Origin of the sequence: Photobacterium alginatilyticum, from assembly GCF_009910675.1 — a bacterium.
Taxonomy (GTDB): Bacteria; Pseudomonadota; Gammaproteobacteria; order Enterobacterales; family Vibrionaceae; genus Photobacterium; species Photobacterium alginatilyticum.
Genome location: NZ_RSEJ01000025.1, coordinates 70804 through 82991, shown reverse-complemented (window position 1 = coordinate 82991; position 12188 = coordinate 70804). Strand labels below are relative to the sequence as shown.

Genomic DNA, 12188 nt, shown 5'->3' with positions numbered 1-12188 from the left:
CCCCCGCTTTTTTCAAGAGAAATATTAATTTTGGGAGCTAGCGCAAACGTTTCACATCACTGTAAAATACACACCTACAATTTCCCTATAACTTTTACTTAGCCGTAACTTTTCAATGGTTAATTTTTGATAAACCTCCCTGAATTACCCCTTTAGGGTTGCTAGCATGGTCAACAGTTAAACAACATCTTACCCAAGGAGCACCTATGACTGTCATGAACGTCGAGAAAAAGGTTGCAAAAAATATGGATCTATCTAAATACGGTATCAAAAATGTTACAGAAATAGTTCGTAACCCGTCTTACGAAGTTCTGTTCGAAGAGGAGACCAAACCAGAGCTGGAAGGATATGAAAGAGGTATCGTAACAGAGCTGGGCGCCGTTTCTGTTGACACAGGTATTTTCACTGGCCGCTCGCCAAAAGATAAATTCATCGTCAAAGATGACACCACCAAAGATACCCTATGGTGGGCAGACCAAGGCAAAAACGATAATAAGAGCATTGGTCTGGAAGCGTGGAACGATCTGAAAGAACTTGTCACCGGTCAGCTTTCTGGCAAACGCCTGTTTGTTATTGACGGTTTCTGTGGTGCCAATCCTGATACCCGACTATGCATCCGTGTTATCACCGAAGTTGCCTGGCAGGCACACTTCGTGAAAAACATGTTTATCCGCCCAAGCGAGGAAGAGCTGGAAAGTTTCGAGCCTGACTTTGTTGTCATGAACGGAGCGAAGTGCACCAACCAGAAATGGGAAGAGCACGAAATGAATTCTGAAAACTTTACTGTTTTCAACCTGACCGAGAAAATGCAGCTGATTGGCGGTACCTGGTACGGCGGCGAAATGAAGAAAGGTATGTTCGCCATGATGAACTACTTCCTGCCGCTGAAAGACATTGCTTCAATGCACTGTTCTGCCAACATGGGTGAAAATGGCGATGTTGCTGTCTTCTTCGGCCTGTCAGGCACCGGTAAAACAACCCTGTCTACCGATCCTAAGCGCGCCCTGATCGGTGATGACGAGCACGGCTGGGATGACAACGGCGTATTCAACTTCGAAGGCGGCTGCTACGCGAAAACTATCAACCTGTCTAAAGAAGCTGAGCCAGACATCTATAATGCGATCCGCCGTGATGCCCTGCTCGAGAACGTTACCGTTCGTGCCGATGGTGCGATTGACTTCGATGACAACTCGAAGACGGAGAATACCCGCGTTTCTTACCCGATCTACCACATTGAAAATATCGTCAAGCCGGTGTCTAAAGGCGGCCATGCCAACAAGGTGATCTTCCTGTCTGCGGATGCATTCGGCGTACTGCCTCCGGTATCCAAGCTGACTCCGGAACAAACCAAGTACCACTTCCTGTCTGGCTTTACAGCCAAGCTGGCCGGTACTGAGCGTGGTATCACCGAGCCGACGCCAACCTTCTCGGCCTGTTTCGGTAATGCCTTCCTGACGCTGCATCCAACCAAGTATGCCGAAGTACTGGTTAAGCGAATGGAAGCCGCTGGCGCCGAAGCTTACCTGGTCAACACTGGCTGGAACGGTACTGGCAAGCGTATCTCGATTCAGGATACCCGCGGTATTATCGATGCTATCCTTGACGGTTCTATCGATACGGCCGAAACCAAGCATGTGCCAATCTTCAACCTGGAAGTACCGACGGCACTGCCAGGTGTTGATCCGACAATCCTTGACCCTCGCGATACCTACACTGATCCACTACAGTGGGAAAGCAAGGCGAAGGATCTGGCCGAGCGCTTTATCAATAACTTCGACAAGTACACTGATAATGACGAAGGCGCAGCATTGGTTGCCGCCGGCCCGCAGCTAGACTAATCCAGGGTTAGCACCCGACACCTCAAGCCCCTCTTCCGAGGGGCTTGTTTTTTATCTGGACTAAAATAACCACCTGAAAATTACTGATATCTCCGACTTGCAGTACGCGCATTTTTCCGTCAATCTGAGCGTAACCATAGGAGGGTTCAATGCGTCTAGTCGGGAAACTTATTGCTACCTTTATCGTCTTGTTGCTGCTTGCCCTGACGGTATTGCTCACCCTGCTGCACACTCAGTACACAACGGCAATTATCCGCTACGGCATCAACACCCTCAGCCCCTATGCATTCGACGCGCGCCACATTCACTACACCATTACCGAGCCCTGGCGCCTTACGATAGAGCAACCCAATTTCAGCCTGGGACAGGAACCACCTTTTCACGCCGAACAATTGGATCTGTGGTTCACCCCCACTGAGCTGCTGTCTCCCGGTTGGGCGTTTGATTCAATTTTAGTTGCAGGACTTCGCCTGTCGCCGGAAACACCGCTACCCAACTTGCCGACCATCCGCACCAACCGTCTGGCGCTCACCGACGTCGAGCTCGTTACCCCTGAACTGATCCTGAAAGAAGGCCAGCTACAACTGGATAACTGGCACAGCCAGCCCCAGTCATGGGGAGCCTTCAGCGGAGACATCCAGCTTTCGGCCTCGCAGGCTCGCTGGCAACAAGTGGTGTTGAAAAATGTGCTGCTCGACGGAACACGCAGCGATCAGAGCTGGAAAATGCACGGATTTTCCTTTGACTGGCATCAGGCCAACTTTAGTGGTCAGGCTGAATATCAGTCTAAGGCAGATACCAGCTCCCTGGTACTGCACCAGCTAACCGTGTCCGGTTTGCAGATCCAGGATGGTGCGCAAACCGACGCCCTTAAGTCACAGTTTAAACCGTTAATCTTGCCATCTACCACCATCGATATTCGACGGCTCGATATTCTCGACAGCAGTATTGAGCTGGCGGACTACACCATCAACAATGGCAACCTATCGCTGCATAACTGGCATTGGCCTACCAGCCCGTGGCAACAGCACGACGCTTTTCTATCTTTGGGTGCCAGCACTGTGCGCTGGAAAGATACCGTTCTCGATGATCCGCTGGCCGAGCTGACCTTTTCTCCGCAGCAAATTACCATTGAAGGCATGTCGGCCAGGCTCCTCGACGGTTATGTCCAGACCGACGGGACCGTCACCCCCGACACGCTGGCCCTTAACCAGCTAACCATCAACAGCATCAGGTGGTTTCTCCCCGAGCAGTGGCTTGCTAATTTGGCAGCACACAGCCGCAACTTCGACAATATCAGCCTGACAAGCCTTGATATCGGCTATGCCCAGCTTACCGCTCCCCACTCTCAGCTTCCCTTCCAGCTATCAGGGATCAATGCCAGCGGCCACGATCTGGTACTCAAGCGAAGGGGAAAGGCGGGGCTATGGCAGGGCAAGCTGCATGCCAGTGCCGGCTTTGCCAGCATCAACAGCATTACTATGGTCGAGCCCTTTCTCGAAATGAACAGTCAGGCGGGCCAATGGCAGCTGACAAAACTGCTGATCCCGTTTCGTAACGGATTGCTCGAAGCCGAGGCGACACTGGATCTTCACCGCGAGGGCCAGCCGTGGCAACTTGCACTGACTGCCGACAGCATGCCTGCCAGTATCTTGCCGAAATGGCTCAGGCTTCCTCTTCCGGTCAGTGGAGCTATGGATATTGGCCTGACCGCCAGTGGGCTGGCCCAGCATGCTACCGGATTGGCCTATAGTCTTGACGGGGAACTCAACGGGGAACTGCGCCAGCTACAGCTCGACAAACAGACAACCGCCCAGCTCTGGCAACAATGGAGTCAACGCAACGTCTCGGCATCAAGCCAACACCCGGCAGAAGAACACAGTCCGCTGACAGCCTCCTCCCTGTCGGTCACTGCCGACCGGGGGCGGATCACCGTCGAGCCTGTGGTTCTAAAAGGCGAGGACTTCGCCGCCACCTTGCAGGGTCACTGGGATCTGGCCAGTCCGGACAAGCAATTGATCCAACTCCAGGCAACGCAGGGGTGCAAGGTGCTCAGCCGGGACTGGCGCGGCGATCAGCAACAGCTGTCGCTGTCACCCTGCGACGGCAACAGCATATAGGTGCCGGTAAAGGTTGAGGCTAGCTGCTCGCCACTGTATACGTTGACTTCGACGACCACCCGGCCTTTCCGGCCACTGGCCAGCCGGTCCAGATCACCACGCAGGCTCTCGACCGAGGTCACTGCACGCGGACGCTCCTTGACCGGGGCCACATAGCGGATATGGCTATCCGCCAGCACAATATCGGCAGCCAGCTTGCGCTCTTTCAGCAACATCCAGACAAAGCCCCAGCCGGACAGCGTTGCCATGGTAAAGATACTGCCGGCAAACATGCTCTCGCTCGGGTTCAGGTTGGCGTTGATCAGGGCACTGACCTCGAAACGATAACCGGTATACTGGCTGATTTTGACGCCCATCTTTTCACTGATAGGGATCTGGTATTGCCACAGCTCCTGAAGCTCCTGACACCAGTCAGGGTGACGCACCACCTCGTTCAGAGGCTTGAGGTGCTTCAGCATCTGCTGGTGCCTCACCGGCCCCCGCTCTTCGCTCAGCTCGCCCTGGCTGGCAAAGTCATTGCGCAGGTAAAACGGAATGGCATCCTCGCGGGCATTACAGACCAATCGCTTGGCCCCTTCCTGGCGCGCCAGCGACTCCAACGCCATCAGTACCAATGCCCCCATCCCCTTGTGCCGGTATTTCGGGTGCACGGCCATAAAACGGATCTGGCCATCATTGTCCGGCGTCATATACAGGCGGCCAATCGCAATAGCCTCGCCGCTGTCACTGACAATCATCCGGTGGCATCCTAGCTCGTCATAGGCGTCTCGCTCGGAACCAACCGGCATGTGCCATGGCTCACGCAGCATCCGCCAGCGAAAATCATAGTATTTTGCCAGTTCGTCCTCTGTTTGCGGGGTGATCAGTCGAAACATGCAATCCTTCTCCAACATTCCTTGAGCGGTTATTCGTGTGATCTACATCTATACCTGAAGCCAGAACGTCACCGGGCCATCGTTCAGCAGCGCTACCTTCATGTCGGCAGCAAAAATACCGGTTTCGGTCTTGATCTCTTTGGCCTTACAGCTTTCGACAAAATAATCGTACAGACGTTCCGCATCGGCCGGTGTCGCCCCGGCAGAAAAGCTCGGACGCATACCACTCTTGGTATCAGCCGCCAGGGTAAACTGGGAGACAACCAGCACGCTACCGCCAGCCTGCTGCACATTCAGGTTCATTTTGCCGGCGTCATCTTCAAAAACACGGTAACCGAGCACCTTATCACGTAAACGTTGCGCTTTTGCTTCATCGTCTCCTTTCTCTACACCCAGCAGTACCAGCAGGCCCTTGCCTATCGTACCGGTCGCCTGTCCCTCGACAGTCACACTGGCTTCACTTACACGTTGGATAAGCGCAATCATTCTTTTGGCTCCTTGAGTTCACTTTTTTCGTCATTCGACTGAGAGACCGCCGGGACTTGCGGTGGCGTATCTTTCTTCGCGGTCGGCTGCCAGTGTACACGTTCTCCCAGACTGGCGGTAATTTCCGCCCCCAGCAACACGATACACCAGCACAGGTAGACCCAGACAAACAAAATAGGGATCACTGCCAGCGCCCCGTAAATCACCTGATAGGACGGGAAATTGGTGATATAGAGGGCAAAGCCCTTCTTGCTCAATTCGAACAGCATACTGGCAATAAGGGCACCGATCAGCGCGTGGTTAAACCGTACCTTGGTATTCGGTACCAGCAGGTACAGCCCCAGAAACGCGCAGCTGGACATTATCACCGGCAATCCGCGCAACGCCTGCTGAAAGACCCCGCTAACGGCCTCGCTGTCAAGCAAGTTGAGCGAGCCAAGATAGGAGCTCACCGCAATACTGGTACCGACCAGAATCGGCCCCAGGGTCAAGACCATCCAATAAATAGAAAATGAAATCACCGGCCGGCGTTTTTCATGTACCCGCCAGATATAGTTGAGCGACTTGTCGATGGACGAGATCAGCATCAAGGCCACCACAAACAGTGCCGCGACCCCGACAGCGGTCATCTTGCCGGCATTGGCGACAAACTCATTGAGGTATTGCTTGACCACTTCACCGGCTGCCGGCACAAAATTTTCGATCACAAAGTTTTGCAGTACCTCGCCCAGGCCGGCAAACACCGGAAAGCTCGAGAGCGCAGACAGTACCACGGTCAGCAGCGGTACCAGCGACAGCAAGGTCACATAGGCCATCGACCCTGCCGCCACCGTCAGCCGATCATGGCCAATTCGCCGGTTAAGGTATTTCAGATAGGCGATACCGAGAAACACAGGCCGTCGCCAATTCCACTTGCCAGTTATCTTTTTGTCAGCCATATTCTGTTTTATTTATCTGTTTTTAATAGTCAAAATAGTTGGTTCAGTTGGCGCTGGCAACTCGGTGACCGCTGGCCTTACCAACTGTTCAGGAGCCTGTTATGCCTTACTTGCTTGTTGCAATGCTCAGCCTTACTCTGCTGTCCGGGTGCCAGAGCGCCTATTATTCTGCCATGGAAACCGTCGGCGTCCATAAGCGCGAGATCATGGTCGACAGAGTCGAGGAGGCCACGGAAGCCCAGCAGGATGCCCAACAGCAGTTCACCAGTGCCCTTGACGCTCTCAAGACCCTGAACCAGTTCGATGGCGGCGAGCTGGAAGCGGCCTACAACACCATCAACGATCAATACGAAGCCAGCTCTGATGCGGCCGAGAAAGTCAGCAGCCGAATTGCCGCTATCGAAGATGTGGCTGATGCCCTGTTTGACGAATGGCAGGATGAGCTGTCGCTCTATACCAGCAGCAACCTCAAGCGCGAGAGTGAAAAAAAGCTCCGCAGCACCCAAGCATCATACCGTCAGATGCTGGGTGCCATGCACCGGGCAGAACAAAAGATGTCCCCGGTACTCAACACCCTGCGTGACAATACCCTGTATCTGAAACATAACCTCAATGCCGCTGCCATCGGCTCACTGCAGGGCGAGTTCGACTCGCTTCAGCGCGATATCCAGCGCGCCATTACCGATATGCAGGCAGCCATTGCCGAATCAGAGCGGTTTATCGCTCAGCTTAAAAAAGCCTAGCCCTGTTTTAACCGGGCCTGCACCCAGCAGGCTCGCTCCTCAACACTGCCCCAGGGCACCTCTTCGACCCGGTAGCCCAAAGCCAGGTAAGTTTCAATCAATTGTTGGTGAATGTGCTCCGCCTCAGCAAAGCTGTGCGGGCGCTCCTCGTCCTGCACATAGATGTCGCAATTCGGGGCACAGAAAAAAACTGTCGGATAATAACCCACCGCGGCTTCAAGATAGCGCTCGGCCACTGGCTCGCCGCCGATTGCCAGATAGGCGCAAATATCGCCGACAGCCCGGTCAACCATCGCCGGTATCGTCCCCTTGCCCGCCTGGCAGCGTTGCTCTGTCATCATATCCAGGCATAGCTGTGCAAACGCCGGCAGATCCGTCCAGGGCAGCACACCTTGCTCCAGTTGCGACTGCTGTTGAATAAGCGTTCGCGAGACTTCCGGAAATACCAGATAGCCTTTCTTTCCCATCGCATTGAGCAAGGTTGTTTTCCCCGCCCCTGGTCCACCAGTAATAATAATAGGCTGCATATCGTTATTCTTTTGATTTTATAGGGTTCAGATACAACAATCCCCCCATGGTAGCACCGATGGGGGGATTGGTTAACGGAAGCTGTTAGCGATTACTTCGCAGTACGGCTTGCACGTTTACGATCGTTTTCAGTAAGTAGCTTCTTACGAATACGAATGCTTTGTGGCGTTACTTCTACCAGCTCGTCGTCATCGATGAACTCCAGCGCTTGCTCTAGCGTGTACTTGATTGCAGGAGAAAGTACCTGCGCTTCATCAGTACCAGAAGCACGAACGTTAGTCAGCTGCTTTCCTTTCAGGCAGTTAACAGTCAGATCGTTAGAACGGTTGTGAATACCGATGATCTGGCCTTCGTAAACTTCATCAGCGTGCTCTGCAAACAGACGGCCACGCTCTTGCAGGTTGAACAGTGCATATGTCAGTGCTTTACCTGTTGCGTTCGAGATCAGCACACCGTTGTTACGCTGACCGATTGTACCGCCTTTGTGCGGGCCGTAGTGATCAAACGTATGGTAAAGCAGGCCAGAACCTGACGTCAGCGTCATAAATTCAGTCTGGAAACCGATAAGGCCACGAGAAGGCATCATGAAGTCCATGCGAACACGGCCTTTACCGTCTGGTGCCATATCAGTCAGCTCACCTTTACGCAAACCGATGTTTTCCATGATACCGCCCTGGTGCTCTTCCACCACGTCGATAGTCACGACTTCAAACGGTTCCATCAGCTGACCATCTTCTTCTTTGATGATAACTTCCGGACGCGATACGGCCAGCTCGAAGCCTTCACGACGCATATTTTCGATCAGGATAGACAGATGAAGTTCACCACGGCCTGAAACGCGGAATTTATCCGGGTCTTCCGTTTCTTCAACACGCAGGGCAACGTTGTGTACCAGTTCTTTCTGCAGACGCTCAAGGATGTTACGTGACGTCACGAACTTGCCTTCTTTACCTGCAAACGGCGACGTGTTCACCTGGAAAGTCATGGTTACTGTTGGCTCATCAACAGACAGAGCAGGAAGTGCTTCAACAGTGTTAACGTCACAGATAGTGTCAGAGATTTTCAGCTCGCCAAGACCGGTGATCGCAATGATGTCACCCGCCGTTGCTTTTTCAACTTCATGGCGCTCAAGACCCAGGTAGCCAAGCACGGTACCGACTTTACCGTTACGTTTCTTACCATCGGCACCAATCACAGTAACCTGCTGGTTAGGGGTCACAGAACCACGCGTTACACGCGCGACACCGATAACACCCACGTAAGAGCTGTAGTCTAGCTGAGAAACCTGCATCTGCAGTGCGCCTTCAACATCAACAGCCGGTGCCTCAACGTTATCAACGATAGCCTGGAACAGCGGTTCCATGCTTTCGCCGGTCACACCCTCTTCCTGCGTCGCCCAACCGTTTAGTGCCGATGCGTAAACAACCTGGAAATCCAGCTGCTCGTCAGTTGCACCCAGGTTGTCGAACAGATCGAACACCTGATCCATTACCCACTCAGGGCGAGCACCAGGGCGGTCAATCTTGTTAATTACAACGATTGGCTTCAGGCCGTGGGCAAACGCTTTCTGGGTAACAAAACGAGTTTGCGGCATTGGACCGTCAACAGCATCAACGATAAGAAGTACAGAGTCTACCATCGACATGATACGCTCAACCTCACCACCGAAGTCGGCGTGTCCCGGGGTATCAACGATGTTGATGCGGTAATCATTCCAGTTAATCGCTGTGTTCTTGGCAAGAATGGTGATACCACGCTCTTTTTCGATATCGTTGGAATCCATTACGCGCTCTTCAGCTTCACCGCGAGACTCTAACGTACCAGACTGCTGAAGCAGCTTATCGACCAGGGTGGTTTTACCGTGGTCAACGTGCGCAATAATTGCGATATTTCTTAGTTTATCGATCTGTGGATTAGACATGGATTTCACATTCACTCAGAACATGCAGCGACCCTATGGCGGCTACTTGGTTAAAAAAACGGCTCATAATCTAACAGATTTTACGCCAAAACCCACGAAATATGTGATTTATATCACCAGCTTTTTTAATAAAGCCCGCAAGAGCTGATTCCGCACAGGTATTACCTACCGATTTCCCGCCAGCACCCGGCTCGCTTTTTCCTCTTTGCAGCCATATTCTTAGCCCTGACGGCTAGCATTTCACCCACTTTTTCGGCGTAATTATGCAGCCTTTCGTTTGACAATATACCGCCATAGGCGAATAGTAGAGACGCACCAAGATTGTGAATCGACGCACCAATGCACCATAAAAGTGCAACGACTCACCAAAATAGTGCAATTTAATGGAATTATTGGGCCCCAACCTACGCTAAATGGGCGATTTTGGGGCTTTTAAAAGTTGGCACAGTTCTCGCAAAGATAACTTCAGCTGAACAACATAACTGTTCATCACTTATTTTTGCGGCCAGTTGCCCAACCTAACACCGGAGGTTACTCAAGATGTCAGTAGAAAACGTACTAGCGCTGATCCAGGAAAACGAAGTTAAGTTTGTTGACCTACGCTTTACCGACACCAAAGGTAAAGAGCAGCACATCTCTATCCCAGCTCACCAGATCGATGCTGATTTCTTTGAAGAAGGAAAAATGTTCGATGGTTCTTCGGTTGCTGGCTGGAAAGGTATCAACGAATCAGACATGGTTATGATGCCAGACGCAGCAAGCGCGGTATTGGACCCGTTTACTGAAGATGCAACCCTGAACGTTCGTTGTGACATCCTAGAACCTGCAACAATGCAAGGCTACGACCGTGACCCGCGCTCAATCGCCAAGCGTGCCGAAGAGTTCATGCGTGCAACTGGCGTCGCAGACACCGTTCTGGTTGGTCCTGAGCCTGAGTTCTTCCTGTTTGATGACGTGAAGTTCAGCACCGACATGTCAGGTTCATTCTTCAAGATTGATGATGTGGAAGCGGCCTGGAACACAGGTTCTGATTTCGAAGGCGGTAACAAAGGTCACCGTCCGGGCGTTAAAGGCGGTTACTTCCCGGTTGCACCAGTTGATTCATCACAAGATATCCGTTCAGCCATGTGTCTGATCATGGAAGAGATGGGCCTGGTTGTTGAGGCGCACCACCACGAAGTAGCGACTGCTGGTCAGAATGAAATCGCAACCCGATTCAATACCCTGACAACTAAAGCTGATGAAATTCAAATCTACAAGTATGTTGTTCATAACGTTGCTCACGCATTTGGCAAAACAGCAACCTTCATGCCTAAACCACTAGTAGGCGATAACGGTTCTGGTATGCACGTTCACATGTCTCTGGGTAAAGACGGCCAGAACCTGTTTGCGGGTGACAAGTACGGCGGCCTGTCTGAAATGGCACTTTACTACATCGGCGGTATCATCAAGCACGCACGTGCAATCAACGCCTTTGCCAACCCGGCAACAAACTCGTACAAACGTCTGGTACCTGGCTTCGAAGCACCTGTTATGCTGGCCTACTCGGCTCGTAACCGTTCAGCTTCTATCCGTATCCCAGTGGTACCAAGCCCGAAAGCACGCCGTATCGAAGTTCGCTTCGGTGATCCGGCTGCTAACCCATACCTGGCGTTTGCAGCGATGCTGATGGCTGGTCTTGACGGTATCCAGAACAAGATCCACCCAGGCGAAGCGATGGACAAGGACCTGTATGACCTACCGGCAGAAGAAGCAGCAGAAATCCCTACGGTTGCCGAGTCACTGCAGGGCGCACTACAGAGCCTGAACGAAGACCGTGACTTCCTGACGGCGGGCGGCGTGTTCTCTGATGACTTCATCGATTCTTACATCGAGCTGAAATCTCAGGACGTAGAGAAGGTTAACATGACAACTCACCCACTTGAGTTTGACCTTTACTACTCTGTATAAGTAATTCATACATTACTTAACGATTAAGATTTAGGCCTGCTTCACAAGCAGGCCTTTTTGATCTTGCCGTCTCGCCACCAGCTGAAACACTCATAGTTACCCTATGACTATCTGCCGCCTTTTCACGAACCGATGACATACATCCCCTCTCAACAACTGGCTACCTGCCTGCTGCTCGGACTTACCACGGCACCATGGCTGCAAGCCAGCCCGATTTATACCTGGGAGGATGCCCGGGGCGTCATACACTTTTCCGACCAGCCCAATCCGAACGCCAATATTGTTGATCTAGACGTCCTGCCTACCATTGAACTCCAGTCAAGCCCGCCGGATGCGGACAAGCAGGATACCCAGTCCAGCCAGCCAATCACCGTCCGCCTGCTGTCACCTCACGATCAGCAGACATTGCGCGACAATCAGGGGATCATCAAGGTGGCAGCCGCCACCAGCCAGACACTGAATAAGCACCACCGTGCCCAGTTGTTGCTCGACGGCAAACATTATGGCCCGCCGCAATCCCGGCTCAACTGGCACCTGAGCAATATCGACCGCGGCAGCCATACCCTACAGGCCCAAATATCAAATAACGGCAAGGTTATTGCATTATCAGAAGTAATCACTGTTTACCTACATCGGGCTTCACGGCTCCAGCCTCAACCGCCGGCGGTAACACCCAAGTAACACCCAGCCAGCGCGATTTTAGGTTCACGATGTAGCATAGACAGGCTACACTTGATTGCACCAAGTTGGTGCACACCCTGTACGCTGCACCAAAGTGAACGGGCAATA

The 12188-nt window shown here is 52.5% G+C and carries 10 protein-coding genes; 5 read left to right on the top strand and 5 right to left on the bottom strand.

Annotated elements, in window-relative coordinates:
- The first annotated feature begins 206 nt into the window (after positions 1 to 206).
- Both pckA and EIZ48_RS20935 read left to right on the top strand, forming a co-directional pair.
- A complete protein-coding gene (pckA, locus tag EIZ48_RS20940) occupies positions 207 to 1838 on the top strand; it encodes a phosphoenolpyruvate carboxykinase (ATP) (protein ID WP_160655796.1) in 1632 nt (543 codons plus the stop codon).
- 149 nt (positions 1839 to 1987) lie between these two features.
- Complete coding sequence (locus tag EIZ48_RS20935) at positions 1988 to 3958, top strand: AsmA family protein (protein ID WP_160655793.1); 1971 nt, start codon at positions 1988 to 1990, stop codon at positions 3956 to 3958.
- Here the strand turns inward: EIZ48_RS20935 and EIZ48_RS20930 are convergent.
- The 3 genes from EIZ48_RS20930 to EIZ48_RS20920 are packed head-to-tail and all read right to left on the bottom strand — an operon-like array spanning position 3913 to position 6257.
- On the bottom strand, positions 3913 to 4833 hold the full coding sequence (locus EIZ48_RS20930; protein ID WP_075762182.1) for a bifunctional GNAT family N-acetyltransferase/hotdog fold thioesterase: 921 nt from the start codon (positions 4831 to 4833) through the stop codon (positions 3913 to 3915). The genes EIZ48_RS20935 and EIZ48_RS20930 overlap by 46 nt on opposite strands.
- 48 nt (positions 4834 to 4881) lie before the next feature.
- Positions 4882 to 5319, bottom strand: a complete 438-nt coding sequence (gene dtd / locus EIZ48_RS20925) for a D-aminoacyl-tRNA deacylase (protein ID WP_075762181.1) — start codon at positions 5317 to 5319, stop codon at positions 4882 to 4884.
- A complete protein-coding gene (locus EIZ48_RS20920; RefSeq protein ID WP_160655790.1) occupies positions 5316 to 6257 on the bottom strand; it encodes a virulence factor BrkB family protein in 942 nt (313 codons plus the stop codon). Before EIZ48_RS20920 ends, dtd begins: the two co-directional genes overlap by 4 nt.
- Positions 6258 to 6358: 101 nt before the next feature.
- On the opposite strand from EIZ48_RS20920, the gene EIZ48_RS20915 reads away from it, so the two are divergent.
- Positions 6359 to 7000, top strand: coding sequence for a DUF2959 domain-containing protein (locus EIZ48_RS20915; protein ID WP_160655787.1), 642 nt, complete (start codon positions 6359 to 6361; stop codon positions 6998 to 7000).
- Here EIZ48_RS20915 and EIZ48_RS20910 read toward each other — a convergent pair.
- Positions 6997 to 7527 carry an AAA family ATPase gene (locus tag EIZ48_RS20910; RefSeq protein WP_160655783.1) on the bottom strand — a complete coding sequence of 177 codons (531 nt, stop codon included), beginning with the start codon at positions 7525 to 7527 and terminating at the stop codon, positions 6997 to 6999. The two genes, EIZ48_RS20915 and EIZ48_RS20910, sit on opposite strands and share 4 nt — an antisense overlap.
- A gap of 92 nt (positions 7528 to 7619) precedes the next feature.
- A complete protein-coding gene (gene typA / locus EIZ48_RS20905) occupies positions 7620 to 9449 on the bottom strand; it encodes a translational GTPase TypA (protein ID WP_160655780.1) in 1830 nt (609 codons plus the stop codon).
- Positions 9450 to 9989: 540 nt separating this feature from the next.
- Between typA and glnA the strand changes: the two genes are divergently transcribed.
- Together glnA and EIZ48_RS20895 are read left to right on the top strand one after the other, a co-directional pair.
- Positions 9990 to 11399 (top strand): glutamate--ammonia ligase, encoded by a 1410-nt coding sequence (gene glnA, locus EIZ48_RS20900; protein WP_160655778.1) that lies wholly within the window; start codon positions 9990 to 9992, stop codon positions 11397 to 11399.
- A 132-nt stretch (positions 11400 to 11531) separates the two neighbouring features.
- Entirely contained in the window at positions 11532 to 12080 is a 549-nt protein-coding gene (locus EIZ48_RS20895; RefSeq protein WP_160655777.1) for a DUF4124 domain-containing protein, read from the top strand.
- Positions 12081 to 12188: the final 108 nt, after the last annotated feature.

What these genes read in the sequence shown, in the direction of transcription:
- EIZ48_RS20930 (WP_075762182.1), bottom strand. Translation starts at nt 4,833, where the DNA reads ATGTTTCGACTGATCACCCCGCAAACAGAGGACGAACTGGCAAAATAC.
- EIZ48_RS20920 (WP_160655790.1), bottom strand. Translation starts at nt 6,257, where the DNA reads ATGGCTGACAAAAAGATAACTGGCAAGTGGAATTGGCGACGGCCTGTG.
- glnA (WP_160655778.1), top strand. Translation starts at nt 9,990, where the DNA reads ATGTCAGTAGAAAACGTACTAGCGCTGATCCAGGAAAACGAAGTTAAG.
- EIZ48_RS20895 (WP_160655777.1), top strand. Translation starts at nt 11,532, where the DNA reads ATGACATACATCCCCTCTCAACAACTGGCTACCTGCCTGCTGCTCGGA.
- pckA (WP_160655796.1), top strand. Translation starts at nt 207, where the DNA reads ATGACTGTCATGAACGTCGAGAAAAAGGTTGCAAAAAATATGGATCTA.
- EIZ48_RS20910 (WP_160655783.1), bottom strand. Translation starts at nt 7,527, where the DNA reads ATGCAGCCTATTATTATTACTGGTGGACCAGGGGCGGGGAAAACAACC.
- EIZ48_RS20935 (WP_160655793.1), top strand. Translation starts at nt 1,988, where the DNA reads ATGCGTCTAGTCGGGAAACTTATTGCTACCTTTATCGTCTTGTTGCTG.
- dtd (WP_075762181.1), bottom strand. Translation starts at nt 5,319, where the DNA reads ATGATTGCGCTTATCCAACGTGTAAGTGAAGCCAGTGTGACTGTCGAG.
- EIZ48_RS20915 (WP_160655787.1), top strand. Translation starts at nt 6,359, where the DNA reads ATGCCTTACTTGCTTGTTGCAATGCTCAGCCTTACTCTGCTGTCCGGG.
- typA (WP_160655780.1), bottom strand. Translation starts at nt 9,449, where the DNA reads ATGTCTAATCCACAGATCGATAAACTAAGAAATATCGCAATTATTGCG.